At 45.6% G+C, this 25,960-nt stretch carries 22 protein-coding genes and 1 riboswitch; of the genes, 19 read left to right on the top strand and 3 right to left on the bottom strand.

Translation table 11 applies throughout. The features are described from left to right. The first annotated feature begins 4 nt into the window (after nucleotides 1-4). The 14 genes from QGT46_RS06885 (at nucleotide 5) to QGT46_RS06950 (ending at nucleotide 15,543) form a co-directional block, all read left to right on the top strand. The gene (locus QGT46_RS06885; protein ID WP_024726763.1) at nucleotides 5-505 is read left to right on the top strand and encodes a hypothetical protein; all 501 of its coding nucleotides are present in this window, start codon (nucleotides 5-7) and stop codon (nucleotides 503-505) included. 12 nt (nucleotides 506-517) lie between these two features. After that, complete coding sequence (locus tag QGT46_RS06890; RefSeq protein ID WP_148458681.1) at nucleotides 518-2,332, top strand: peptidoglycan D,D-transpeptidase FtsI family protein; 1,815 nt, start codon at nucleotides 518-520, stop codon at nucleotides 2,330-2,332. A 108-nt stretch (nucleotides 2,333-2,440) separates the two neighbouring features. Further along, nucleotides 2,441-4,153, top strand: a complete 1,713-nt coding sequence (locus QGT46_RS06895; RefSeq protein ID WP_369882325.1) for a peptidoglycan D,D-transpeptidase FtsI family protein — start codon at nucleotides 2,441-2,443, stop codon at nucleotides 4,151-4,153. Nucleotides 4,154-4,194: 41 nt separating this feature from the next. Next, nucleotides 4,195-5,163 carry a phospho-N-acetylmuramoyl-pentapeptide-transferase gene (mraY, locus tag QGT46_RS06900; RefSeq protein ID WP_006565520.1) on the top strand — a complete coding sequence of 323 codons (969 nt, stop codon included), beginning with the start codon at nucleotides 4,195-4,197 and terminating at the stop codon, nucleotides 5,161-5,163. A 14-nt stretch (nucleotides 5,164-5,177) separates the two neighbouring features. Continuing rightward, on the top strand, nucleotides 5,178-6,542 hold the full coding sequence (gene murD, locus QGT46_RS06905; protein ID WP_024726766.1) for a UDP-N-acetylmuramoyl-L-alanine--D-glutamate ligase: 1,365 nt from the start codon (nucleotides 5,178-5,180) through the stop codon (nucleotides 6,540-6,542). Nucleotides 6,543-6,545: 3 nt separating this feature from the next. Beyond that, nucleotides 6,546-7,664 (top strand): FtsW/RodA/SpoVE family cell cycle protein, encoded by a 1,119-nt coding sequence (locus QGT46_RS06910; RefSeq protein WP_024726767.1) that lies wholly within the window; start codon nucleotides 6,546-6,548, stop codon nucleotides 7,662-7,664. An 11-nt stretch (nucleotides 7,665-7,675) separates the two neighbouring features. After that, a complete protein-coding gene (locus QGT46_RS06915) occupies nucleotides 7,676-8,443 on the top strand; it encodes a cell division protein FtsQ/DivIB (protein ID WP_024726768.1) in 768 nt (255 codons plus the stop codon). Nucleotides 8,444-8,545: 102 nt separating this feature from the next. Then, nucleotides 8,546-9,697 (top strand): cell division protein FtsZ, encoded by a 1,152-nt coding sequence (gene ftsZ / locus QGT46_RS06920; protein WP_330607000.1) that lies wholly within the window; start codon nucleotides 8,546-8,548, stop codon nucleotides 9,695-9,697. Nucleotides 9,698-9,836: 139 nt separating this feature from the next. After that, on the top strand, nucleotides 9,837-10,616 hold the full coding sequence (locus QGT46_RS06925; protein WP_270430339.1) for a sigma-E processing peptidase SpoIIGA: 780 nt from the start codon (nucleotides 9,837-9,839) through the stop codon (nucleotides 10,614-10,616). Between the two features lie 4 nt (nucleotides 10,617-10,620). After that, complete coding sequence (sigE, locus tag QGT46_RS06930) at nucleotides 10,621-11,352, top strand: RNA polymerase sporulation sigma factor SigE (protein WP_034548912.1); 732 nt, start codon at nucleotides 10,621-10,623, stop codon at nucleotides 11,350-11,352. 176 nt (nucleotides 11,353-11,528) lie between these two features. Beyond that, nucleotides 11,529-12,947 carry a GH25 family lysozyme gene (locus tag QGT46_RS06935; protein WP_148458679.1) on the top strand — a complete coding sequence of 473 codons (1,419 nt, stop codon included), beginning with the start codon at nucleotides 11,529-11,531 and terminating at the stop codon, nucleotides 12,945-12,947. A gap of 81 nt (nucleotides 12,948-13,028) precedes the next feature. Then, the gene (locus tag QGT46_RS06940; protein WP_024726772.1) at nucleotides 13,029-13,388 is read left to right on the top strand and encodes a methylglyoxal synthase; all 360 of its coding nucleotides are present in this window, start codon (nucleotides 13,029-13,031) and stop codon (nucleotides 13,386-13,388) included. A 57-nt stretch (nucleotides 13,389-13,445) separates the two neighbouring features. Further along, nucleotides 13,446-13,525: riboswitch (ZMP/ZTP riboswitch) on the top strand. A gap of 116 nt (nucleotides 13,526-13,641) precedes the next feature. Continuing rightward, complete coding sequence (locus tag QGT46_RS06945; protein ID WP_024726773.1) at nucleotides 13,642-14,355, top strand: IMP cyclohydrolase; 714 nt, start codon at nucleotides 13,642-13,644, stop codon at nucleotides 14,353-14,355. Between the two features lie 9 nt (nucleotides 14,356-14,364). Then, nucleotides 14,365-15,543 carry a phosphoribosylaminoimidazolecarboxamide formyltransferase gene (locus QGT46_RS06950; protein WP_148458678.1) on the top strand — a complete coding sequence of 393 codons (1,179 nt, stop codon included), beginning with the start codon at nucleotides 14,365-14,367 and terminating at the stop codon, nucleotides 15,541-15,543. A gap of 136 nt (nucleotides 15,544-15,679) precedes the next feature. Here the strand turns inward: QGT46_RS06950 and QGT46_RS06955 are convergent, their stop codons facing one another. The 3 genes from QGT46_RS06955 to QGT46_RS06965 all read right to left on the bottom strand — a co-directional run bounded on the left by QGT46_RS06955 (nucleotide 15,680) and on the right by QGT46_RS06965 (nucleotide 18,567). Continuing rightward, nucleotides 15,680-16,231 carry a MerR family transcriptional regulator gene (locus tag QGT46_RS06955; RefSeq protein WP_330655771.1) on the bottom strand — a complete coding sequence of 184 codons (552 nt, stop codon included), beginning with the start codon at nucleotides 16,229-16,231 and terminating at the stop codon, nucleotides 15,680-15,682. A 67-nt stretch (nucleotides 16,232-16,298) separates the two neighbouring features. After that, nucleotides 16,299-17,048 (bottom strand): TIGR03915 family putative DNA repair protein, encoded by a 750-nt coding sequence (locus QGT46_RS06960; protein ID WP_024726775.1) that lies wholly within the window; start codon nucleotides 17,046-17,048, stop codon nucleotides 16,299-16,301. A gap of 46 nt (nucleotides 17,049-17,094) precedes the next feature. Next, nucleotides 17,095-18,567, bottom strand: coding sequence for a putative DNA modification/repair radical SAM protein (locus QGT46_RS06965; protein ID WP_148458677.1), 1,473 nt, complete (start codon nucleotides 18,565-18,567; stop codon nucleotides 17,095-17,097). Between the two features lie 169 nt (nucleotides 18,568-18,736). On the opposite strand from QGT46_RS06965, the gene QGT46_RS06970 reads away from it, so the two are divergent. The 5 genes from QGT46_RS06970 (at nucleotide 18,737) to QGT46_RS06990 (ending at nucleotide 25,789) form a co-directional block, all read left to right on the top strand. Continuing rightward, the gene (locus tag QGT46_RS06970) at nucleotides 18,737-19,645 is read left to right on the top strand and encodes a DMT family transporter (protein WP_024726777.1); all 909 of its coding nucleotides are present in this window, start codon (nucleotides 18,737-18,739) and stop codon (nucleotides 19,643-19,645) included. A 102-nt stretch (nucleotides 19,646-19,747) separates the two neighbouring features. Next, nucleotides 19,748-22,648 carry an insulinase family protein gene (locus QGT46_RS06975; protein WP_148458676.1) on the top strand — a complete coding sequence of 967 codons (2,901 nt, stop codon included), beginning with the start codon at nucleotides 19,748-19,750 and terminating at the stop codon, nucleotides 22,646-22,648. 11 nt (nucleotides 22,649-22,659) lie between these two features. Then, a complete protein-coding gene (gene era / locus QGT46_RS06980) occupies nucleotides 22,660-23,565 on the top strand; it encodes a GTPase Era (RefSeq protein WP_024726779.1) in 906 nt (301 codons plus the stop codon). 1 nt (nucleotide 23,566) lies between these two features. Beyond that, complete coding sequence (gene recO / locus QGT46_RS06985) at nucleotides 23,567-24,307, top strand: DNA repair protein RecO (protein WP_024726780.1); 741 nt, start codon at nucleotides 23,567-23,569, stop codon at nucleotides 24,305-24,307. A 90-nt stretch (nucleotides 24,308-24,397) separates the two neighbouring features. Beyond that, nucleotides 24,398-25,789, top strand: coding sequence for a glycine--tRNA ligase (locus QGT46_RS06990; RefSeq protein WP_024726781.1), 1,392 nt, complete (start codon nucleotides 24,398-24,400; stop codon nucleotides 25,787-25,789). The last annotated feature ends 171 nt before the right edge of the window (nucleotides 25,790-25,960 follow it).

Consider the following 25,960-nt stretch of genomic DNA (forward strand, 5'->3'; position numbering starts at 1 on the left):
CGAAGTGAATAAGACGAGACAAGAGCGATATGAATTTATTTACGGAAATACTGCGCGGAAAATGGAAGCGGCACCGGCAAAACCCGAGTATGAACCATCCAGGCAGCCGAAAAGGAAACCGGCAGTACGCACGAAAAGAAAGACAACACCTCAGACAAAGGCAAACCAAACAAAAGCTCTGGAATTTGATTTTGCGTTTATCAAAGCGCTGGCAGCAGGAATGCTTGTGATCGCACTGGTAAGCTTCTTCTATTTATCGGAGCAGTCAAAACTGGAGCGACAGCGGTCTGTGGTCTCTTCCAAGAAATCGGAGCTCAGCACACTGCTGGTCGAAAATGAGGATCTGAACCTGGAGATCGAACAGAGTATCAATCTTTCTGCGATCCAGGAAACGGCCATGAAGAAATATGGAATGAAGAAACCTGCGCAGAGGAAGGTGATTGCATATGAAAGTAAGAATGTTGACTATGTGAGACAGTACAATAAAGTACCCGATTCAAAGTAAGGAGCGGTTTTATTGAGAAAAAAGAAATATAAGAAGATCAAAAGAATAAACAATGCTATGAGAGTCAGAGCTCTGTCTGTATCGGCTCTCATAGCAATTCTTTTTATTTGCCTTATGGGCCGGCTGGTTTATTTCAGTGTGGCAAAAAATAAGCCATATGAAAAAAAGGTTCTGGCACAGCAGAATTACCAGAGCCAGACGCTTCCGTACAAAAGAGGAGATATCCTCGACAGAAACGGAAACACGCTGGCTACCAGCCAAAAGTTATACAGTCTGGTCCTGGAACCGAAAAATATCCTGCGGACAGAGCAGACTCAGAAAAATGCACTGTATGCACTGACGAAATATATGGATCTTGACCGGGACGATCTGCTGTCCTATATGAAAGACAACAAAGACTCTTATTACTCAGTGTACAAAAAAGACATGAAATACAGCGAAGTGGCAGATCTGAAAGATTTTCTGAAATCGAAAAACGGAAAGAAGGTTGTGGGGATCACTTTTTCTGAAAAATATGTGAGGAGATACCCCAATAAGAGTCTGGCAAGCCACCTTCTCGGGTTCGTATCCGACGGAAGCATCGGAACAACAGGGATTGAGCAGTATTATAACAGTACACTGTCCGGTGTGGATGGAAGAAAATACACTTATCTGAATGAGGAACTTGAACAGGATGACTCTATTGTAGATCCGGAAAACGGCAAAACACTTGTGTCTACTATTGATATCAATATCCAGAAAATAGCGGAAGACCGTTTGGCAAAGTTTGAAAAAAAATACGGCAGCAAGGGAAGCTCTATTCTGGTCATGGACCCGAACAATGGGGAAGTCCTGGGAATGGCCAACTCCAACAAATATGATCTGGAACATCCCAGAGATGAAAAAGGTCTGCTCTCAAAATATTCTCAGAGCCAGATCGATTCCATGTCAGAAAAACAGAAGGTAAAGGCTTTTAATGAACTATGGAAGAATCCAATCGTCTCCAACAGTTTCGAACCGGGCTCTACCTATAAACCGTTTACGGTGGCGGGAGGACTGGAGGACGGGATTCTCAAGGGAAATGAACACTATTACTGCAGCGGATATAAACAGGTTGGAAAATACAAGATTCACTGTTCTCACAGAGATGGGCACGGAAACCTGAGCCTTTCAGACAGCATTGCATATTCATGCAATGTGGCGTTGATGGATATTGCCTTTAAAGAAGGAAAGAATGTGTTTGCAAAATATCAAAAGGATTTTAACTTTGGAGTAAAGACGGGGATCGACCTTCCGGGAGAGGCTGAGACGGCAGGACTTCTGCACGGCGCGGACCAGATGACGAATGTTGATCTGGCTACCAGTTCCTTCGGACAGTCCTTTAACTGTTCTATGATACAGATGGCATCCTCTTTCAGTTCTCTGGTCAACGGAGGCAGCTACTACAAGCCTCATGTAGTGAAGCAGACCAGGGATGACAAAGGAAATGTAGTGAGCAACAAGGAATCCGAACTGGTCAAACAGACGATCTCGGCTGATACATCCAAGAAGCTGCGCACTTATATGGAAGAGACAGTAGAAAAGGGAACCGGTAAAAAAGCGCAGATCAAAGGTTACAGTGTCGGAGGAAAGACAGGGACCGCACAAAAAATTCCGAGAAGTGCAGGGACTTACATCGTCTCCTTCTGTGGATTTGCTCCCGTAGAAAACCCTAAAGTTGTTGTATATGTGGTCATAGATGAAATCCAGAAAGACTCACAGCTCAACACCGGACTGGCTGTTGAAATGGCGAGAGATGTATTGAAAGAATCACTGAAGGACATGAATGTGCCGAAAACGAAAAAATAATACCTGACGGAAATAGTGGTAAAAAGCTCATACTTGTTTCACTGGATTCATATATTTTTATCAGTATGGATTCCGGAGTTTTTTATGAAAACAAGTTATAAACGAAGGATGCTTCTCATGGGCGGCATCTTTGCATTCTGCCTGATTTTTATGGCCGGAAGGCTTGGCTATCTGATGATCGGGCAGGCCGATAAGTATCTGGCACTGGCCAAAGACCTGCACCAGAGAGAGCGGGAGATCAAGGCCCCCAGGGGGAATATTTATGACAGAAACGGAGTGAAGATCGCATCCAACAAAGCGGTTTACTCTATCTCTGTGATTCACTCCCAGACAAAACAGAAAAATAAAGTCGTATCGGTCCTTTCAAAGGAACTTAAGATAGATGAGGCAGAAATCAAAAAAAAGGTTTATAAAAATTCAGTTAGGGAAAAGATTAAGAGTAATGTTGAAAAAGACGCGGCTGATCGCATCAGAAAATATGAACTTGCCGGCGTTAAAGTGGATGAGGATTATAAACGGACCTATCCCTATAATGATCTGGCTTCAAAAGTCCTGGGATTTACGGGAGGAGACAATCAGGGGATCGTAGGGCTTGAGGTGACATATGACTCTTATTTACAGGGCAAGCCCGGAAGAATCCTGACACTGACGGACGGCGGAGGAAGAGAGATTGACGGCGCCTACGAGGAGAGGGATGAGCCGGTGGCCGGCAATGACCTGTATACCACACTGGATGTGAACCTGCAGAACTATGTGTGGCAGGCCTGTGAAAAGGTAAGAAAAGAAAAGGGAGCAAAACGGGTTTCCATGATTATCATGAATCCTCAAAACGGAGAGATCTATGCCATGGTCAACACTCCTGAATACAATTTAAACGAACCGTTTAAACTGAAAGGGAAAAAAGAGAATACCACAGGAAAGAAGAGGCAGGAGCTGCTGAACCAAATGTGGAGGAACACATGTATCAATGATACATATGAACCGGGATCTGTTTTCAAGATTGTGACTGCAACCGCCGGTCTGGAGCTTGGCAAGGTGAAAGTGACGGACCACTTCAGCTGTCCGGGATTCAGGATCGTAGAAGACAGGAAGATCCGCTGCCATAAAACAACGGGCCACGGAGCCGAGACTTTTAAGGAGGGCGTTATGAATTCATGCAACCCGGTTTTCATGGAAGTCGGGGCCAGGGTCGGAGTAGACGGCATGTATACGATATTCCGCCAGATGGGGCTGTTTGAAAAGACCGGTATTGATATTCCGGGTGAGGCAAACTCTATTATGCACAACAAGAAAAATGTGGGGGCCGTGGAACTTGCGACGATGTCTTTCGGGCAGTCCTTCCAGATCACTCCGCTTCAGCTGATGAGGGCTGCCAGCGCCGCAGTCAACGGGGGCACTCTTGTGACGCCGCATTTCGGCATGAAGGCAGTGGATTCATCGGGAAAGACAGTCAAGACTTTTGAATTTGCTAAAAAGAAACATGTGATTAAGAAAGAAACATCCGAGACGATGAGAGAACTTTTAGAGGCAGTGGTTTCAGACGGTTCCGGAAGGAACTGCAAGATCGAAGGATATTCCATAGGAGGAAAGACTGCGACCAGTGAAAAGCTGCCCCGCGGAACAGGGAAATATATTTCCTCATTTTTAGGCTTTTCAAAGGCAGAACATCCAACCGTGATGGCTTTGGTCATGATCGACGAGCCGAAGGGAACTTATTACGGAGGAGCCATCGCAGCGCCGGTGGTTCGGGAGGTATTTAAAGTTGCACTTCCTTATCTTGGAATTTCCAAGGATTATACGGTTGATAAAACAAAGAAATAAAGATATACTGAAAAGATAAGAAAAACAAATGAGGTGAAAGCATGAATTATAGTATCGTAAAACCAATTTTAATTGCATTCTTCGTCAGCGTGGTGCTGAGCCCGATGATGATTAAATATTTACAGAAGCTGAAGTTCGGCCAGTTCATCCGGGGAGAGGGACCCGAGTCCCACCTGAAGAAGTCAGGGACCCCGACGATGGGAGGCCTGATTATCCTGCTTGGAATCATTGTGGCTTCTCTGTTTTATGTGAAAGATTATCCGAACATTATACCGGTTCTCTTTGTCACCCTCGGATTCGGTTTCATCGGTTTTATCGATGATTATATCAAAGTCGTGATGAAGAGAAACCTTGGACTCAGGGCCTGGCAGAAGATGCTGGGACAGATCATTGTGACCGGAGTGTTTGCATACTATCTGATCAATCATACGGATATCGGAACCTCCATGCTGATCCCTTTTTCGCACGGAAAATATTTGGAGTTAGGAGCACTGTTTGTTCCCGCTATCTTTATCATCCTGCTGGGAACCGTCAACGGGGCCAACTTTACGGACGGACTGGACGGTCTTGCATCCAGTGTCACTGTTTTGATCGCTACCTTTTTTACGGTTGTAGCCATCGGAGCGGGTATCTCCGGAAATGATCCGGGATTGTGGCCGATCACTTGTGCCACCGTGGGGGCTTTGCTTGGATTCCTAGTGTTCAATGTTTACCCTGCGAGGGTATTCATGGGAGACACAGGTTCCCTTGCGCTGGGCGGATTCGTGGCTGCCACAGCGGTTATGCTGAGGCTTCCTCTGTTCGTGCCGCTTGTGGCCTTCATCTACATGATCGAGGTATTATCGGTTATGATCCAGGTAGTTTATTTTAAGAAAACAGGAAAAAGAGTTTTTAAGATGGCGCCGATCCATCACCATTTTGAGCTGTCCGGCTGGCCGGAGACAAAAGTTGTTGCCATATTTGCCATCGTCACAGCAATCTTATGTCTGATCGGCCTGATCGCCATTTAGATAAGGAGCAGTAAATGACATTAAAAGATAAGAAGGTTTTAGTTGCGGGAGCGGGGAAGAGCGGAATAGGTTCTGCCAACCTCCTGATCCGTTCCGGGGCATCTGTCAGTCTTTATGACGGAAATGAACACTTGAAGGCACAGGATGTCTATGACAAACTGGAAGGAAAGAAACAGATTCCGCTGATTCTCGGAAAACTCGGACCGGAAGAGGAAAAAGAATTTGATCTTTTAGTACTTAGTCCCGGAATCTCTGTCAACGCCCCGGTATCAAGGCAGTTTATGGAGTCCGGCAAGCCTGTCTGGAGTGAGATTGAACTTGCATTTCATGTTTCCAGGGGACAGATTGCGGCTATCACAGGCACGAATGGAAAAACAACGACCACAGCGCTGGTGGGAGAAATCATGAAGTGTTTTTACAGCGACGTGTATGTGGTTGGGAATATTGGAACACCGTATACGAGCGTTGCTTTGGATACAAAAGACGAAAGCGTTATTGTGGCCGAGATCAGCAGTTTTCAGCTGGAAACGATACAGGACTTCCGCCCCCAGGTTTCGGCCGTTTTAAACATTACACCGGACCATCTGGACCGACATGGTACAGTGGAAGTCTATGCAAAGACAAAGGAATCCATTGGAAAGAATCAGACCGGGGATCAGGTGATGGTGCTGAACTATGAAGACGCCGTGACCAGAAATATGGCAGAGAGGGCAAAAGCCAGGGTCGTATTTTTCAGCCTGGATCATGAACTGGAAGAAGGAGTCTATTTTAAAGACGGATCTTTCATGCTTGCAGAAAACAAAACAGTGCAGACCATATGTACAGAAGCCGATATTAACCTTCTGGGCGGGCATAATTATGAAAATATTTTAGCGGCGATTGCGGTATCCCATTATATGGGAGTTCCGTCAGAGCAGATCAGACAGGGAGTTTCTGGTTTTAAAGGAGTGGAACACCGCATAGAATATGTAGATACCATTAAAGATGTTGCATACTACAATGATTCTAAGGGAACTAACACCGATGCCGCCATCAAAGGGATCAAGGCCATGAACCGTCCGACGTTCCTGATCGGGGGAGGGTATGATAAAAAAGCAGAATATGATGACTGGATCGAGGCCTTTGACGGCAAAGTGAAGGAACTGATCCTTTTGGGCGCGACGGCAGAGAAGATCGGTAAAACAGCCGAAGCCCACGGTTTTTCCCAAATCGTATATGTAGATACTCTGGAAGAAGCAGTGGAGTATGCATCACAGCATGCAGTTTCCGGTGACGCAGTCCTTTTATCTCCGGCCTGTGCAAGCTGGGGTATGTTCCCGAACTATGAGGTACGGGGCGACCGCTTTAAGGAGTATGTAAACAAATTAAAGGAGCGCTAAGATTTGAAAGAAAGCAGAGTCAGTGAAAAATACATGCCAAAGCGACGTTATCTCGATTATCCGATGCTTTTTATCGTGATGTTTCTCGTTGGATTCGGCCTGATTATGATCTTTAGTACAAGTTCATATAAGAGTACGCTGAACTTCGGGAATCCATATCACTGGCTGATCAGGCAGTGTTTTGCAGTTGGAGTAGGAGCGGTCTTTATGGCAGCACTCACATGGTTTGACTACAGGATTCTCAACGCAAAGGTCATTGCCTATGGTTGCTACGGCCTCAGCGTAGCACTTTTGATCATCGTACTATTTATCGGTGCCGCTAAAAAAGGAGCTGTGCGCTGGATTTCCATCGGAGGATTCCAGTTCCAGCCTTCCGAAGTCGCAAAAATTTTCCTTGTGATCTATCTGGCATACATATTATCACAGAATGCCCATCGGATGCGTACCATGGCTGCTGCTGTGAAAGTCATCATACGATGTCTGCCGATCATCGGCCTGGTTGCCTATCAGAACCTCAGTACGGCTATCGTTCTGACAGCAATGGTAGGGGTTATGATTTTTGTGGTAAGTCCGAAAACCAAAGAACTTCTGGGGATTGCCCTTTCGGGTGTCGCCGGTTTAGTGCTTTACCTAACGTTTTCCAACAGTTACCGGAATGAACGTGTGGCGATATGGAAAAATCCAGAGACACACCCAAAAGGACTTCAGACGATGCAGGCACTGTACGCCATAGGTTCCGGAGGCCTGTTTGGGAAGGGCCTGGGCCAGAGTATGCAGAAGATGGGCTTCATACCGGAATCCCACAATGATATGATCTTTTCGATCATCTGTGAGGAGCTGGGCTTATTCGGAGCTGTCTGCCTGATCCTTCTGTTTATGCTTTTAATATGGAGAATGCTTCTGATCGCCATGAATTCGGATGATCTGTTCGGGTCCCTGATCGTGGTCGGGTTTATGATTCATATCGGAGTGCAGGTATTTATCAACATTGCAGTTGTAACAAATACGATCCCTCCGACCGGTATCCCTCTGCCGTTTATCAGTTACGGCGGAACTTCGATCCTGGTGGTTATGGCGGAGATGGGGCTGGTCTTATCGGTATCCAGGAAAATACGCATGTAGAGGAACTGATTATGGATAAAAATGAAAAGATAATTACAATCAGTCAGGCCAAAAAGCAGCAGAAGGGCCCTGGGAATAAGAAAAAAATTATCGGCTGCATTGCCGGCCTGCTGCTTATTCTCTGTATTATTTTATTTGCAGTATTCCAGACGAAAAAGATTGTCATAAAAGGGAACAGCCATTACACAGAGGGTGAGATAGAGGCCGCACTGAAGAAAAATACATACACGGGCAACGGGCTGATTCTGTTTCTGAGAAATAAGATTGCACCTGTAAAGACGCTTCCGTTCGTAGACTCTGTAACGATAACTCTCCAGGGAACTGATCGGGTGACGGTGCAGGTCAATGAAAAAAAAAGGGCCGGGTGTCTGAATTATAACGGGAAATATGTTTATTTCGACAAGGAAGGATATGTGCTGGAAATTTATGAGAAGCACTATGATGATGTGCCGTTGGTCACAGGGCTGAATTATAAAAAAATTGCACTCGGTGAAAAAATACCGGAGAAGAAGGCCAGCGTATTTGAGCAGATACTAAAAATTACCATGGCCATCGACAAGTATGAACTTCCGGTAAGCCAGATCCATTTCAATGCAGAGGGGCAAGCCCTCCTGATCAGCGGAGATTTAACGATTAATCTGTGGAACAGCCAGGAGCTGGACTTGAAACTTACAGAGCTTACGGGAATCCTTCCGAAGATGAAAGGAAAGAAGGGAACCATCTCGATGAAATATTTTACAAAGGACAATCCAATTGCGATTTTCAAGAAGAAAAAGTAGTTGAAAGTTTAACAGAAAAACTGTATCATGTAAGAAGATAACATGAAAAATAGTATGGATGAGTATAAGAAAATTTGAGATAGAGATTGAAGGAGGAGCATCGTGGTCGAGATTATGCCGAATGTAGAAAGCACACAAGCCAGAATTTTAGTCATTGGAGTCGGGGGAGCCGGCAACAATGCAGTTAACCGCATGGTTGACGAAAATATACAGGGAGTGGAACTTGTAGGAATCAACACGGACAGGCAGGCCCTGTCTTTATGCAAGTGCTCTACGAAGATCCAGATAGGAGAAAAGCTGACCAAAGGTCTCGGTGCCGGTGCAAAACCAGAGATCGGAGAGGCCGCGGTGGAAGAAAATCGAGATGAGATCACTCAGCTGGTACAGGGTGCCGATATGGTCTTTGTCACCTGCGGTATGGGCGGCGGAACAGGTACTGGAGCAGCGCCGGTGATTGCCGAGATTTCAAAGTCTCTTGGGATTCTGACCGTCGGTGTTGTCACAAAGCCCTTTACCTTTGAAGGAAAGCCCAGAATGAACAATGCTGTCGCGGGAGTGGCGCGTCTTCAGGATCAGGTAGACACGATGATCGTAATCCCGAACGACAAGCTGCTTCAGATCTGCGAGAAGAAAACAACCATTCCGGACGCCCTTAAAAAAGCTGATGAAGTGCTTCAGCAGGGTGTTCAGGGAATTACCGATATGATCTACAATCCCGGACTCATTAATGTTGACTTTGCAGATATCCAGACGGTTATGCGCGACAAGGGTATCGCACACATCGGTATGGGTGTTGCGGATGAGGAACTGGAAGCAATTAAGGCAGCCATGGAAAGCCCGCTCCTGGAGACTACGGTTTCCGGAGCTACCGATATCATCGTCAACTTCTCAGGAGATGTGGGTATGCTGGAGGCACAGCAGGCAGTAGAGTACTTGAAGGATACTGCGGGACAAGAAGTCAACGTTATCTTCGGTACTGTCAACTCTGATATGGGTGACCAGATCAGCGCAACCATCGTTGCCACGGGAATCCAGTCTGAGGCAGGAGCCAGAGGAGCAGGATTTAAGAAGAAAAGCATCACACCTCCTCCCGTTTTTTCTGGACAGCCCATTTACAGCAGCCAGCCGAAAAGTGAGCCGGCCGAAACATCAGAATCTACATATGGGAGCAAAGAACAGGAGACTGCCAGTGTAGAGGACCATGATTCAAAAATCGTGATTCCGGAGTTTTTATTAAAGAGCAGAAGAAAATAAAATATACGTGGGACAAGCCCGTATCTTGCCGTAAGGCAGGATACGGGTTTTTTTGTAGAATTAACGTAGCTGTCACTTCTCTTTTTTGACAAAGTACGTGCGCCTCTTTCTTTATAATAAGCTTATGTTTTTTTTGATGATGTTTTTGGAACAGTGGCTGGTCCTTCTGGGGCTGCTGCTTATTTTAAGAAGTTCGCTGAAATCACAGAGTTCTGTCTGGCGTATCCTGCTGGCATCAGCGGCCGGAAGCGGACTCGGGTGTCTGACGGCATGGGCGGCGGAAGGAAATCAGGCAGTCCAGCTTGGATTTCTCGCGGCAAGCATCGGAGCGACCTCTTGGCTTGCATTTCCGCTCTCTCTAAGGAAAAGTCTGATATGTTCCGGATATTTATTTGCACTCTCGGCCTTGCTGGGCGGACTGTGGAGCTTCGTTAAATACCGTTTATCCATCCATATCTGGATTTTCGGCTGTTTTGCGGCGTTTCTCCTCTTGGCTTTTTTGTACTGTGCGGTCTGGGAAAATATCAGGAGCCAGAAAGATTCTTTATACCAGGTATCATTTGAACTCCTCGGCAAGACGGTCAGAGTCACTGCTTATTTGGATACGGGGAATTTTTTATACGAACCGATAGAGAAGATCCCGGTCTCCGTCATGGAGGAACAGGCGCTGGATCCATATTTAGATGAGTCATTAACCATTTTAATAGAAAAACATAAGCTAAAAGATATAAGAATGATCCCGTACAGGACGGTTGGCAGGGAAGACGGCCTGATGATGGGGATTCTTGTAGCTAATATCAGGATCAAGAATAGCAGCCAGACATGGATGGCAGAAAGAGGATTGATAGGACTGTCAGAGAGCCCGCTTTCCCGGGACGGCCACTATCAGTTATTGCTCCATCCGGATCTGGTCAGATAAGGTAATGGGAGGTTGTACAGTGCTGAAACTTAATGTGACATGCCAAAAGAGGACATTTTTAGCGAAAGGAAAAGAAATTCACTATATAGGGGGTGCAGAAATTCTGCCGGCTCCTCTGGAAGCAAAGGAAGAGGAGAAGATGATACATAAGCTCGGGACAGCGGAGGAACCGGAAGCAAGGGCAAAGTTAATTGAGAGAAATCTCCGTCTGGTAGTATATATAGCAAAGAAATTTGACAATACAGGGATCGGTGTTGAAGATTTGATCTCCATTGGAACGATCGGACTGATCAAAGCCATCAACACATTCAATCCGGCCAAAAAGATCAAGCTTGCTACATACGCTTCCAGATGCATTGAGAATGAAATCCTGATGTATTTGAGAAGAAATAATAAGACGAAGATGGAAGTGTCCATCGATGAACCACTGAACGTGGATTGGGACGGAAATGAACTTCTGCTTTCGGATATCCTCGGAACAGACGAGGATATTATTTACAGGGACCTGGAGCATGAGGTGGACAGGAAGCTTTTGCTGAATGCCATGAAAATCCTCTCTGACCGGGAGAGAAATATCATTGAGCTGAGATTCGGCATTAACCAGAAGGACGGGGAGGAGAAAACACAGAAAGAGGTTGCCGATTTAATGGGAATCTCCCAGTCTTACATATCCAGATTGGAAAAGAAGATTATTAAAAGATTAAAGAGAGAGATGTCCCGGATGGGATGTGTCTGATCAGTGTAAGAGAGAAAGCCGCATGGGAAAAATCCTGATGCGGTTTTTTCATTTCATAGGAAAGTTCTACGACCTTGTGTTACACGAATACAGATGGAAAAATTTCCTTTGTAATCGGGCTTTGAAAATGAGGGGAATAATGTTATACTACTGATAAAGTGAAAAGGAGAAGACAAGTGAGAGTAAAGGGGATAAAGAATAAACTTGCAGTATTTGTTTCAGTAATCGTATTGGCTACTGGATTTTTTTACGTCAGCTGTGCTTCTGTTTTTGCAGAAGAAAAAAGTGCGGAAGAAAATGATCCGGCCAACAGTTGGCGGTTCAAAGATGGAAAACCGGTAAAACAGCAGGAGCCAATAGGTCCATCCATATCAGCCAGAGGAGCCAGAGCAGTTTCAAATGCATGGAAAAATGTAAACGGAGTGTTTTTGAATTCTTTGGGAGATCCAATTCCAAATGCCACTGCAAAGGGAATTGATGTGAGCAAATGGAACGGCAAAATTGACTGGAATAAAGTCAAAGCAGACGGAATTGACTATGCGATTATAAGAGTTGGATATGGTGAAAATTTAAAGAGCCAGGACGATCCCACATGGGCATATAATTCATCTGAATGTGAGAGAATTGGGATGCCTTATGGAGTTTACATATATTCGTATGCAACTAATACGACGAAAGCAAAAAGTGAAGCAGAACATGTGATACGCCTGGTCAAGGGTAAGAAGCTTTCCTATCCGATTTATTATGATATGGAAGATGAGGAATTTCAGGGAGGATTGTCAAATCAGAAACTTGGAGAAATTGCCGATACTTTTATAAAGACACTGGGCAGTGCAGGTTATAAGAATGTCGGTGTTTATGCAAATAAATACTGGTTTACTTCACGGCTGACAAGCAGTGTATTTGATAAATATCCAAGATGGGTTGCACAGTATAATTACCGCTGTGATTATACTGGAAATTATCATATGTGGCAGAGTACAGATTCAGGAAAGGTCAGTGGAATCGGTACAAATGCAGATCTGAATTTTAAAATAGGCTCATGGAACGTCAATGCACTGCAAACGGCGGCTGTCTCCTCGGTGAAGCTGAATAAGACAAGCCTGAAGCTCATAAACGGTTCTTCCTATACATTGAAGAAATCAATCGCGCCATCCAATGCTTCCAATAAAACTGTGACATGGACCAGTTCCAATAAAAAAGTGGCAGCTGTCTCTTCCGCGGGAAAAATTACTGCAAAGGGCGTGGGGAAAGCAACGATCACAGCGAAGACATCCAACGGGAAAAAAGCAGTCTGCAAAGTTACTGTCCGGCCCAAGACAAACAAGATTATAAAGCTTAAAAAATCCGGAAAGAAAAGTATTAAGATTACCTGGTCTAAGGTCGGCGGGACTACAAAATATCAGATTTATATGTCCGGGAAAAAGTCCTCCGGATTTAAAAGAATTGCAACCGTATCTGCAAAAAAAGTATCTTATACAAAAGGCAAGCTAAAAAAGAAGAAAAGATATTATTTTAAAATCAGATCGTATCAGACCATAAAGAAAAAGAAAATTTACAGTAAATTTTCCAAAGTAAAATCTCTCAAACGGTGATCTAAAGATATTCCTCTTGTAAAAATGGCTGCTTTAGTGTAGATTAGCCTTACAGTCATTAAACATCAGGAGGATAAAGATATGATAATTGCATTGATCGCACATGACAAGAAAAAAGACGAGATGGTGGAATTTGCAAAGAAGTATAAAGAGACATTAGCAAAATATGACTTGGTCGCAACCGGCACAACCGGAAAACGGGTAGAGGAAGCCACAGGACTTCCGGTGAAGAAATATCTTTCAGGACCGTACGGCGGAGACCAGCAGCTGGGAGGCAGGATTGCAGAGGGAAAGATCGGACTGGTCGTTTTTTTCCGGGACCCACTGACCGCACAGCCTCATGAGCCTGACGTGTCTGCACTGCTTCGTGTCTGTGATGTGCACAAGGTACCGGCAGTCACCAATACTGCGGCTGCAGAACTGATGATTCAGATGTTTTAGCTGTCAGGACTGAGTATTTTGACTTGAAAAATGACAGATCATAGTGTATATTTATTTTGAAAGCTGTGCGACTGGCGGATAGTGGAGAAACCACGGGGAGCACGGCAGCAGAAATGCCGGCCGCCTGGGCAACTTTTATTCAGTATGCCCAGGCGGCCTCTTTTATTACATTGAAAAGGTCTGCGAACCTTTCGTATGGAATAAAAACCTCTCCGCAAAGCTGCACACAGATACAAAAGGAGGATGCAAGGCAATGAAGATGTTGTCATTAGAAAACGAGTTAAAAGGGAATTCATATCCTGGAAGAGGAATTGTGATCGGAAAATCACCAAACGGGGCCTATGCAGTGACTGCATATTTTATCATGGGAAGAAGCGGGAACAGCAGAAACCGTGTGTTTATCGAGGATGGAAAAGGCATCCGGACACAGGCTTTTGATCCATCAAAACTGAGTGACCCGAGCCTTATCATCTATGCTCCGGTTAAGGTACTTGGAAATAAGACGATCGTGACCAACGGAGACCAGACGGATACAATCTACGAACTCATGGATAAACAGCAGACATTTGAACAGGCATTGAGGACGAGAGAGTTTGAGCCGGATGCACCGAATTATACTCCGCGTATTTCAGGCATTATGCATGTGGAAAACGGAACCTACAACTATGCAATGTCTATTTTAAAGAGTAATAACGGCAATCCGGATGCATGCAACCGCTATACATTTGCCTATGAGAATCCGGTAAGCGGAGAGGGACATTTTATCCACACCTATATGCAGGACGGAGATCCGCTTCCAAGTTTTGAGGGAGAGCCTAAATTAATCGGTTTAGACGATGATATTGATGCGTTTACAAACCGTGTATGGGAAAGTCTGAATGAGGACAACAAAGTATCTCTGTTTGTGCGTTATATCGATATCAAAACAGGAGAATATGAAACAAGGATCGTGAACAAGAATCAATAGGAGGAGACCATGAAGGAATTAGAGTTAAAATACGGATGCAATCCAAACCAGAAGCCGTCAAGAATTTACATGGAAGACGGTGAACTGCCGATCAAAGTGTTAAGCGGTAAACCGGGATATATTAATTTCCTTGATGCATTAAACGGCTGGCAGCTGGTGAAGGAACTGAAAAAGGCGACCGGTCTTCCGGCGGCAGCTTCCTTTAAACACGTTTCTCCCGCTGGCGCGGCGGTAGGTCTTCCGATGACCGATGTGGAAAAGAAGATTTACTGGGTAGATGACATGGATATGGAATTTACTCCTCTTGCCAATGCGTATGCCAGGGCGAGAGGTGCCGACCGCATGTCTTCTTTTGGAGATTTCATTTCACTTTCCGATGTGTGTGATGCGGCAACGGCCAAGATTATAAAAAGAGAGGTATCTGACGGAGTGATTGCTCCGGGATACGACGCAGACGCACTTGAAATTTTAAAAGAAAAGAAAAAGGGAAACTACAATGTGATCGAGATCGATCCGGATTATGTGCCGGCTCCGGTAGAGCGCAAAGAAGTGTTTGGTGTTACCTTTGAACAGGGCAGAAATGAACTGAACATTGATAAGGATTTCTTTAACGATATCGTGACGGAGAATAAGGAACTGCCTGATTCTGCCAAAATCGATCTGGCGATTGCAATGATTACATTAAAGTATACCCAGTCTAATTCAGTATGCTACGCAAAGGATGGACAGGCGATCGGCATCGGTGCGGGACAGCAGTCCAGAATTCATTGTACCCGTCTGGCAGGACAGAAAGCCGACAACTGGTATCTGCGTCAGGCTCCGAAAGTCATGGGACTTGAGTTCGTGGACGGCATCCGCCGTGCGGACCGTGACAATGCCATTGACCTGTATATCGGGGACGACTATATGGATGTTCTGGCCGACGGAGCATGGGAAACTATTTTTAAAGTAAAACCGGAAGTGTTCACAAGAGAAGAAAAGCGTGAATGGCTGGATCAGATGACGGGTGTGGCACTTGGATCAGATGCATTTTTCCCGTTTGGCGATAATATCGAACGGGCACACAAAAGCGGCGTTTCTTATGTGGCTGAGCCGGGTGGCTCTATCAGAGACGACCATGTCATTGCAACATGCAATAAATATAATATGGTGATGTGTTTTACGAAAATCCGTTTATTCCATCACTAAAGTATAGCAGGAAGGAGAGGAACCACAATGGTTTTTCTCCTTTCTTAAGCTTATGAATGCGTCTGGCAGTAGATGAGGATTGCTTTGGAAACAAATTTGGCGGTTCCTTCTCCGCCGGCACGGTCTATAGACTTTTTCATTCTGTCATCACAGGTTCGGAGGCCGGATCTTTGTTTATGAGACGGCCGAATTCCGCAAAGTTTGCCATAAACTTTGTATTCATGACCTTCCAGTCCTCCTCTGTATAATCCTGTGTCTTTTGTTCATCTTCGCAGAAAGCATCGGTACCGCCCCAGCTTTTTCTGGCCTCGGATTTATAGCTTTCCAGCGTTTCTTCGTTCAATGTCTGATAATTCAATGATTTCACTCCTAACATTTGAATTACAAGAGCGAAGTCGATCAGATGTTCCAGCCGGTCCTTTTTGATCCTCAAAAGCTGTATCTGCTGATCTAATGCTTTTTGTCGGTCAAAATCCGAACGGTCCAGGATCTCTCTGATGTCTTTTAAAGAGAATTCAAGTTCCCGGAACAGTAAAATATGCTGAAGGCGTTCCAATGCCCGGGTGACGTACAGCCCGTAGCCAGCCTCTGTGACACGGTCGGGACATAAAAGTCCGATCTCGTCATAATAGTGGAAAGTGCGCACACTGACACCGGTTAATCTGCTTACTTCTCTTACTGTTTTCATCCTGGTCTCCTCCTGGTAAATATAGAATAGCCTATCACGCCGCGTGAGAGTCAAGAAATAAAATAGATTACAGGAACTCTGTCATGTGTTTGCGGTACCAGAGTGGCATCATGGTTCTCTGACAGCGGGGATTTTTTCTGGCTTCTACGCCGATAGTCTCGAAAAATACTTTCCAGAGGTCTGTGTAAATATCCGAAATTTCAGAGGTCTTCAGCCGGTTTAACTCATCCTCTGAGAGGGTGGTCATATAGTAGTCCTGATCACAGGGATGGACGACGGCAGTCCATCGGTTATCGTCGATAATCATCCAGTTTTCGGAGGGCATGCGGTCCGTAAACTGGGGAGCCAGGATGGTCAGGACATCACACTTGGGTTCAATATGGGAGATAAGAACATGGTCTATTTCGGAAAAACGCAGAAATTCCCGGAACAGATGGGCTTCATTTAGGACTTTCCGGTCCAGTTCAAACAGATTCATTACAGCAGGCTCCTGCAGCATATTTACAACGGAAGGCCCATAGTGAAAACCATAGATCAGGAACCGGTAGATTATATCCAGTTTTTCTTCCTGAAAAGACATGGCAGCGCGGTATACCATCTGGTAAGCGCGAAAAGAAATCTTTTTTTGTATGGAACGGATGACACTGGCGGTCTGATTGGGATCGTGATCTACATGACGGTAATCACAGAACAGTTCGAGATTCCCTATGGGTTCGGTTTTGAGGCGGATATTTTTGTGGCCTAAGCGGGATGCCCAGGCAGTGTATATACAGGACATCATATCTTCAAAAGTATCTTTGCAGGTAAAAATTATCATATATTTTCTCCATTAAAATCAGCCGGCTCTGAAGAGGCCTCCGGACTTATATCTGGCCGCTCAGAGACTTACAGGTGTCCTCGACTGAGGGGCTCGATGAAAAATTCTGATCGTCAAACAGGGACAGCTGTTCATATGTCTGGGGATGGTCGATCTCCCAGGACTTTTTGTAATCCTCTCCGATCAGCTGGCGGGTGATGAAGTTCTCCTCGATTGGGATATGAAACATCATCTTTCCGTTACAGGTGATAAAGTATTTTGCACGTTTCAGGACGACACCGATCTTTTTTAGATTTTCAAATGTCAGGGAGCGCTGTCTGCGGCTCTTGACAATACGGTAGGCGGATTTGGTCCCGATGCCGGGAACCCTTAAAAGTTCCGCGTAGCCTGCACGGTTGATCTCCACAGGGAAAAGCTCCAGATGCCGCAGTGCCCAGTCGCACTTGGGGTCCAGCATGATATTGAAGTTGGGCCTGTCAGTACTCAGCAGTTCCTCTGCGTGAAAGCCGTAAAACCTTAACAGCCAGTCGGCCTGATACAGCCGGTGTTCCCTGAGAAGCGGAGGCGCCGTATCCAGGGAGGGAAGGCGGGAATCTTCATTGAGCGGGACATAGGCTGAGAAGAAGACACGTTTCAGATCAAACTTCTGGTACAGCTGCTGGGTAACGGAAAGGAGCTGAAGGTCATTCTCTGCGGTGGCTCCGACAATCATCTGAGTGCTCTGCCCGGCGGGGACAAACGGTGCGGGCTTGTCCTTGGCGGGCGGCAGGAAAGAGTTCGATGCCAGCTGTCTGTGCTCCTCGATGCGGCCGGACCGGACATCGTCGAAGATCGTGTGCTTTAAATTGCGGTTGCCGCCAAAGCGTTCCATCATAGGGTCCTTGCCGATGGACAGACGATGGTCTGCGATGCCGGAGCGGATCTGCTCCATGGGCTTTAAGATCGTTTTCTGTGTCTTGTGAGGAGCCAGATCTTTTAATCCTTCCGGCGTGGGCAGTTCCAGATTAATGCTGACGCGGTCCGCGAGATACCCGAGGGTTTCCAGCAGTTCTTCCGGCGCACCGGGGATGGCTTTCACATGGATGTAGCCGTTGAAATGATACTGGTTTCTTAACATAGACAGTGTCCGACACATGAGCTCCATCGTATAGGAAGGGCTCTTTACCACACCGGAGCTTAAAAACAGCCCTTCGATGTAGTTGCGGCGGTAAAACTCTATGACTAAGCGGCAGACTTCCTCAGGGGTAAACGTGGTGCGCACCCGGTCGTTGGATGAGCGGTTTAAGCAGTACTTGCAGTCGTAGATACATTCATTACTCTGAAGTATCTTTAAAAGGGAGACACAGCGGCCGTCGGATGCAAAGCTGTGGCAGATGCCTGCGGCCACTCCGTTGCCCAGTTTTCCCTTTTCACCTCTGCGGTCGGCTCCGCTGGACGTGCAGGCTACGTCGTACTTGGCTGCATCTGCAAGAATTGTTAACTTCTCCTGCAATGACAGGGAAGGGCTGAAAGTTTCCATAATTCACCTCACGATATCGAATGTTTGTTCTTTTATTCTAGCACAGCGTCATACGAAAAGCAAGGAGGAAAAGAACAAAAGTTCGAATGAAAAGCAGTTGCGGCAATACGCTGATAAATGGTATCATTATACTTAACGGAAAAACAGTACAGAAGGATGAGGGGGTTGTATGAATCATAAAAATAAAACGATTCTCGGCAAGGCAGCGTTGTTCGGTTCTGCACTGATATGGGGCAGTTCCTTTTTTATTATGAAAAATACCATTGCCAATGTCCCGGAAAATTTTCTGCTGGGGATAAGATTTTTAGCGGGGGCATTGCTTTTGTGTATCTTTTTTCATAAGAAACTCGGAAAGATAGATAAAAGTTACTTTAAGACAGGATTTGTGCTGGGAGGATTCTGGTTTTGGGCTTACTGGTTCCAGACAGAAGGACTGTATCACACGACGCCCGGAAAGAATGCATTTTTAACAGCTATTTACTGTGTGGCAGTACCTTTCGTCACATGGATATGGCAGAAGAAAAAGCCTACAAAACAAAACTTCCTGGCCGCACTGATCTGTATCACAGGGATCGGGCTGATTTCGCTGAACGGAAATCTGACCATTGGCATCGGTGACGGACTGACTCTGGCGGGAGGCCTTTTATTCTCCCTCCATATCACATATCTTGGTATGAAAAGCGGCCAGAAAGATCCGGTACTGCTCACAATCGTACAGTTTTTGTTTGCAGGACTCTGGGGAGCCGGACTGTCCGTATTGACCGAAGACATCGGCACCATTCATTGGACGGCCGGACAGGCAGGCAGCCTGGCTTATCTGGTCATCATGTGTACTGCTGTGGCAGTAACCTTTCAGAGTGTGGGGCAGAGCCGGGTGAGTTCGTCCTCCGCATCCCTGATCCTGAGTCTGGAGTCCGTGTTCGGTGTGCTCTTCAGTGTGATTTTTTATGGAGAAAAGGCGACGGTTAAGATCCTGATCGGTTTTGTGCTGGTGATGACGGCGATTTTGATCTCTGAGACGGATTTGGGCAGAAAGCCCGGGCGCAGTCTCTATTGGAGAAGACAGGTTGATGAATAAAAGAATTATTAAATGTGGTATAATTTATCATGAACAGAGAAAAATTTTCCGTCTGTGCGCACGGCGGATCAAGTATAAAATAAGGAGCAAATTTCGGAGGCTATGATGAAGAATTATGAATTGGTAAAAGAAGAACAGATCAAAGAGCTGAATGGGACCGGATATGTGTACCGTCACAAAAAGACAGGGGCCAGGGTTGTGGTGATTTCCAACGAAGATGACAACAAGGTATTCCAGATTGGATTTAAGACACCGCCAAAAGATGATACCGGAGTTCCTCATATCATGGAACACTCTGTACTCTGCGGTTCCAGGGAGTTTCCATTAAAAGACCCGTTTGTGGAACTGGTCAAGGGGTCCCTTAACACATTTTTGAATGCAATGACATACTCTGACAAAACGGTATATCCGGTGGCAAGCTGCAATGACAAAGACTTTTTTAACCTGATGCATGTGTATTTAGATGCAGTATTTTACCCGAATATCTATACGAAACCGGAAATCTTAAAACAGGAGGGATGGCATCACTCTCTCGAATCAGAAGATGCGCCCGTGATCTACAACGGCGTCGTTTACAACGAAATGAAGGGTGTGTTCTCATCCCCGGACCAGCAGCTGGCGCGTCTGATCCAGAAGTCTCTGCTCTCCGACACTCCGTACGGGTTTGAATCCGGAGGCGACCCGGAAGCGATCCCTGAACTCAGCTATGAGCAGTTTTTGGATTTCCACAGGACTTATTACCATCCGTCCAACAGCTATATTTATCTGTACGGGGATATGGATGCGGAAAAGTACCTGACATTCATAGACGAACATTATCTGTCTGATTTTGAAAAGAAGCAGGTGGACACATCATGGAAGCCCCAGGAAGCTTTTAAAGAAGTAAAGAGAGTAGAGGCAGTATATCCAGTCAGCGAACAGGATGAGATACAGAACAAAACGTTTCTCTCCTATAACGCAGTCATAGGAACAAGTCTTGACAAAGAACTGTATATCGCATTCCAGATTCTTGACAGGGCACTGTTCTCCATGCAGGGCGCGCCGGTGAAAAAGGCTCTGATGGAAGCCGGGATCGGCAAGGACATCAGCAGTTCTTACGACAATGGCATCGAACAGCCTGTATTTTCTGTGGTGGCCCAGGAGGCAGACGAGGCAAAAGAGGCAGATTTTGTGCGCATCATCGAGGAGACCCTGCGTAAGATTTCCAAGGAGGGAATTCAGAGACGCAGCCTGGAATCTGCGCTGAATTATTATGAGTTTCAATATAAAGAGGCCAATTTCGGCAGATTTCCAAAGGGACTGATGTATGGGTTACAGATGTACGACAGCTGGCTCTATGACGATGATGAGCCGTTTATGCATATCAAGACCAACGATGTGTTTGAGTTTTTGAGAAAACAGCTGGACGGCAGCTATTTTACCGATCTGATCAAAACCTATATGCTGTCCAATACACATAAATCCATTGTGGTGCTGAAGCCGGAAAAGGGCCTTCAGAGCCGGAAGGACCAGAAGACGGCGCAGCAGCTGAAAGAATTCAAAGAAAGTCTTTCAAAAGAAGAGATCAGGCAGCTTATTCAGGCTACAAAAGAGCTGAAAGAATATCAGGAGGCGGTGACTCCGAAAGAGGACCTTGAAAAGATTCCGCTTTTGGATATTAAAGATATTAAAAGAGAGATCCGGCCTCTCTGCAATGAAGAAGTATCGGTGGACGGAGTAAAGGTCATATGGCATCCATATTTTACAAACGGCATCTGCTATCTGAAGATCGTATTCGATATGTCGAAGGTCCCGGCAAGGCTTGTGCCTTATGTGTCTCTCATGTCAGAAGTATTCCGTAGCGTAGATACGCAAAAACACAGCTATTTTGAACTCGGAAATGAGATCGGCATAGAGACCGGAGGCATGGTGACGACGATGGACGTTCTGCCGGCTGGTGCCGAAGGAGTGAAAAGTTATTTTGTCATCAGGACAAAGTGTTTTTATGAAAATGCAGAAAAGGCATTTGAACTTATGGAAGAGATCCTGTTTGAGAGCAAACTGGACGACAGGAAACGTCTGAAAGAGATCATCGGGCAGATCTACACCAATATGAAGACGGATCTTACCCAGGCCGGACATAAAACGGCATCCAACCGTGCCATGTCCTATTTCTCTCCTTATGCAAGGTATAAAGAGCAGATCCAGGGCGTTTCCATGTTTGAGTTTGTAAAAGACTGGTATGAATCCTTTGAACAGGAGAGCAGCAGGATCACAGACAGTATGAAAGAGGCATGCAGGTATATTTTCCGAAAGGAAAATATGATGGTGAGCTACACAGGAAAAGAAAAAGAACCGTCCTTTATGGAGGATGCGGTGCGTAAATTCACAGCACGCATGTTTACCGGCGAATTGGCCAAAGAGGAGACAAAGATCCTGCCGGAGAAAAAGGAAGAAGGATTTGCTACGGCCGGCGGTGTCCAGTATGTCGCATGCGCAGGAAATTTTGCAGAACAGGGTTATGAATATACGGGAGCTTTAAATGTTCTCCAGGTAATCTTTTCCTATGAATATCTCTGGCTTAATATCCGTGTAAAGGGCGGAGCCTACGGATGCATGTGCAGTTTCATGCCTCAGGGAGACAGTATGTTTGTATCCTATCGGGACCCGAATCTCTTAGAAACTTACCAAGTCTATGAGAGTGCGGCTGATTTTGTGGAGCATTTCGATATCGATGACCGTGACATGGTAAAATATATCATCGGAACGATCAGCAACATGGATACTCCGCTGGAGCCGGATGATCTGGGAGAGAGAAGCTTCCAGGCTTATCTTCTAGGAAGGACAGAAGAAGAACTTCAGAAGTACAGAGACCAGGTGCTGTCCTGCAGTCAGGAGACGATCCATTCGCTGGCACCGTATGTGCGCTGTGTAGTGGATGCGGGAAATAACTGCACCATAGGAAATGAAGATAAACTGAGAGAAGCTAAGGATAAATTTAAAGAAATCAAACACGTATTTTAGGAAGGAATTTTATGAACACAGGAATGAAATCGGGATTTGTGACACTGATCGGCAGGCCAAATGTTGGGAAATCTACTCTGATGAACCAACTGATCGGACAAAAGATCGCGATCACCTCGAAAAAGCCCCAGACAACCAGGAACAGAATCCAGACAGTATTCACCGACGACAGGGGGCAGATTGTATTTTTGGATACTCCGGGGATCAACAGGGCAAAGAACAAGCTCGGCGACTATATGCTGAAAGTCGCCGAGAGGACTCTTAACGAAGTGGATCTTATTTTATGGCTGGTGGAGCCGACCACCTTTATCGGAGGCGGAGAGCGCTATATCATTGAACAGCTGGGCAAAGTAAAGACCCCGGTTATCCTGGTGATCAACAAGACAGACACGGTGAAAGACGAGGAGATTTTAAAAGCGATCACCACATACAAAGACGTATGTGAGTTTGCAGAGATCATACCGGTTTCCGCACTGAAGGGACAGAACACGGACGATGTCATAGACAGTATTTTTAAATACCTTCCGGAGGGGCCGATGTTTTTTGACGAAGATACGGTCACGGACCAGCCGGAGCGGCAGATCTGTGCGGAGCTGATCAGAGAAAAGGCACTGCGTCTTCTGGACCAGGAAATTCCCCATGGGATTGCGGTAGTCATTGATTCCATGAAAGAGAGAAGGCACGGACATATCATTGATATCGATGCGACGATCGTGTGCGAGAGAGATTCCCATAAAGGGATCATCATCGGAAAACAGGGCAGTATGTTAAAGAAGATAGGTAGCCAGGCACGGATAGAGATGGAAAACCTTTTGGATATCAAAGTGAATCTTCAGCTCTGGGTGAAAGTCAAAAAGGACTGGCGTGACAGTGACATGCTTCTCAAAAACTACGGGTACAACAAGAAAGAAGTATAAAATGGGTCAGGAGATCAAAGTAACCGGTCTGGTATTAAACGCCGGAAATATCGGAGAATTTGATAAGAGAGTCACGCTTCTCACAAAAGAGCGGGGAAGGATCACGGCGTTTGCAAGAGGGGCGAAAAAAGCCACCAGTCCATATGCCGCGGCCTGTCAGCCGTTGACATTCGGAGAGTTTTCCCTGTATGAAGGAAGGAGCTCCTTTAATCTTATGTGGGCGGATGTAGGCCATTATTTTGAAGGCATCAAGGAGGAGCTTCTTCTGGTCTCCTACGGCAGTTATTTTTGTGAATTTGCATCTTATCTTACAAGGGAAAACAATGATGAAAAAGAGATCCTGAAACTCCTTTACCTGAGTCTCAGGGCGCTTGAAAAAAAGACCATAGATCCGAAGCTCATACGCAGGGTGTACGAGATAAAACTCATGGCTCTCTACGGACAGGGAATGGAAGTCTTTTGCTGTACACAGTGCGGCAGCATAGAGGAGCTCAGTTACTTTGACAGCGGTGCGGGAGGGATTCTCTGCTCAAACTGCAGGAAATCCGGAGGAAGAGCGGTACATATATCCGGATCTGCGGTATATACGCTTCAGTTTATTTTAAGCAGTCCCCCGGAGAAGCTGTATACGTTCAGAGTTTCGAAGGAAGTTCTGAAGGAACTTGAGTCTGTCAGCGAGTCATTTTTAAAACAGTATGTCAGCCATCATTTCAAGTCGCTGGATTTTTTGGAACTGCTTTGACTTTTTTAGCATATCTCTTGAAAAAAGAGGGGTTACACGCTACAATAGAACAGATTATAGGAAATGAAGAAACGGTGAGGTAGAAACAATATGGAATTAACAATGGAGAAAATCGTAAATTTAGCAAAGGCCAGAGGTTTTGTGTACAGCGGATCTGAGATTTACGGCGGATTGGCAAATACATGGGATTACGGAAATCTTGGCGTGGAGCTTAAAAACAATGTAAAGAAAGCATGGTGGAAGAAATTTATTCAGGAAAGCCCGTACAATGTAGGTGTGGACTGCGCCATCCTGATGAATCCCCAGACCTGGGTTGCTTCCGGACATCTCGGCGGGTTTTCTGACCCTCTGATGGACTGTAAAGAGTGCCACGAACGTTTCCGCGCAGATAAGATTATCGAAGATTATATGGATGAACACGGCATGGAGATTGAGGGCGGCTCTGTGGATGGATGGACCAAAGAAGAGATGGTGGATTTTATCAATGATCACGACATCGTATGCCCGTCCTGCGGCAAGAAGAATTTTACGGATATCCGTGAATTCAACCTGATGTTCAAGACGTTCCAGGGTGTGACCGAGGATGCGAAAAATACAGTTTACCTGCGTCCCGAGACGGCTCAGGGTATTTTCGTAAACTTCAAAAATGTGCAGAGGACATCCAGAAAGAAGATCCCGTTCGGCATCGGACAGGTAGGGAAATCTTTCAGAAATGAGATTACTCCCGGAAACTTTACATTCCGTACAAGAGAGTTTGAACAAATGGAGCTGGAATTTTTCTGCGAGCCGGATACAGATCTTGAATGGTTTGCTTACTGGAAAGAATTCTGCATTAACTGGTTAAAGACACTTGGCATCACCGATGATCAGATGAGAGTCCGTGACCATGGAAAAGAAGAACTGTCTTTCTACTCCAAGGCAACTTCAGATATCGAATTTTTATTCCCATTCGGATGGGGAGAGCTGTGGGGCATAGCGGACCGTACAGACTATGATCTGACACAGCATCAGAATACTTCAGGGGAAGATTTGACCTACTTTGACGATGAAAAGAAAGAGCGCTACATTCCATATGTAATCGAGCCGTCTCTTGGAGCCGACCGTGTGACTCTTGCGTTCTTATGCGCCGCTTATGACGAAGAAGAACTGGAAGGCGGAGATAAACGTACCGTCCTTCATTTCCACCCGGCTATTGCACCGGTGAAGATCGGAGTGCTTCCGCTGTCCAAGAAATTGAGCGGGGGGGCAGGCAAGGTTTATGAGATGCTTGCAAAATACTACAACTGTGAGTATGATGAGCGCGGAAATATCGGAAAGAGATACAGAAGACAGGATGAGATCGGTACACCGTTCTGTGTGACATATGATTTCGACTCTGAAGAAGACGGCGCTGTGACCGTCAGAGACCGTGACACTATGGAACAGGAACGGGTGAAGATCGAAGATCTGAAAGAATATTTTGAAAAGAAGTTTGACTATTAAAATCTAACGTTTGAACCGGCCGGGCAGTTATCCGGCCGGTTTTTTATTTCATAGGATTAGGGTGTCAAAAGGTCATTGACCTTTGATATAAATTTGTACCTTGAAAATTTAACACGATATATCAATCCATCCGAACATTTGGTAAAATATAAATATCAAATATCGAGGTGA

The organism is Anaerostipes faecis (genome assembly GCF_910574135.1).
Lineage (GTDB): Bacteria > Bacillota > Clostridia > Lachnospirales > Lachnospiraceae > Anaerostipes > Anaerostipes hominis.

Bases quoted from the DNA above. Each gene is read 5' to 3' on its own strand.
- QGT46_RS06955 (WP_330655771.1), bottom strand. From the start codon at position 16,231: ATGAAAACAGTAAGAGAAGTAAGCAGATTAACCGGTGTCAGTGTGCGC.
- sigE (WP_034548912.1), top strand. From the start codon at position 10,621: ATGGGAGGTTGTACAGTGCTGAAACTTAATGTGACATGCCAAAAGAGG.
- QGT46_RS06940 (WP_024726772.1), top strand. From the start codon at position 13,029: ATGATAATTGCATTGATCGCACATGACAAGAAAAAAGACGAGATGGTG.
- QGT46_RS06945 (WP_024726773.1), top strand. From the start codon at position 13,642: ATGAAGATGTTGTCATTAGAAAACGAGTTAAAAGGGAATTCATATCCT.
- QGT46_RS06965 (WP_148458677.1), bottom strand. From the start codon at position 18,567: ATGGAAACTTTCAGCCCTTCCCTGTCATTGCAGGAGAAGTTAACAATT.
- era (WP_024726779.1), top strand. From the start codon at position 22,660: ATGAACACAGGAATGAAATCGGGATTTGTGACACTGATCGGCAGGCCA.
- murD (WP_024726766.1), top strand. From the start codon at position 5,178: ATGACATTAAAAGATAAGAAGGTTTTAGTTGCGGGAGCGGGGAAGAGC.
- QGT46_RS06950 (WP_148458678.1), top strand. From the start codon at position 14,365: ATGAAGGAATTAGAGTTAAAATACGGATGCAATCCAAACCAGAAGCCG.
- QGT46_RS06960 (WP_024726775.1), bottom strand. From the start codon at position 17,048: ATGATAATTTTTACCTGCAAAGATACTTTTGAAGATATGATGTCCTGT.
- QGT46_RS06970 (WP_024726777.1), top strand. From the start codon at position 18,737: ATGAATCATAAAAATAAAACGATTCTCGGCAAGGCAGCGTTGTTCGGT.
- QGT46_RS06915 (WP_024726768.1), top strand. From the start codon at position 7,676: ATGGATAAAAATGAAAAGATAATTACAATCAGTCAGGCCAAAAAGCAG.
- QGT46_RS06975 (WP_148458676.1), top strand. From the start codon at position 19,748: ATGATGAAGAATTATGAATTGGTAAAAGAAGAACAGATCAAAGAGCTG.
- QGT46_RS06990 (WP_024726781.1), top strand. From the start codon at position 24,398: ATGGAATTAACAATGGAGAAAATCGTAAATTTAGCAAAGGCCAGAGGT.
- QGT46_RS06895 (WP_369882325.1), top strand. From the start codon at position 2,441: ATGCTTCTCATGGGCGGCATCTTTGCATTCTGCCTGATTTTTATGGCC.
- QGT46_RS06925 (WP_270430339.1), top strand. From the start codon at position 9,837: ATGTTTTTGGAACAGTGGCTGGTCCTTCTGGGGCTGCTGCTTATTTTA.
- recO (WP_024726780.1), top strand. From the start codon at position 23,567: ATGGGTCAGGAGATCAAAGTAACCGGTCTGGTATTAAACGCCGGAAAT.
- mraY (WP_006565520.1), top strand. From the start codon at position 4,195: ATGAATTATAGTATCGTAAAACCAATTTTAATTGCATTCTTCGTCAGC.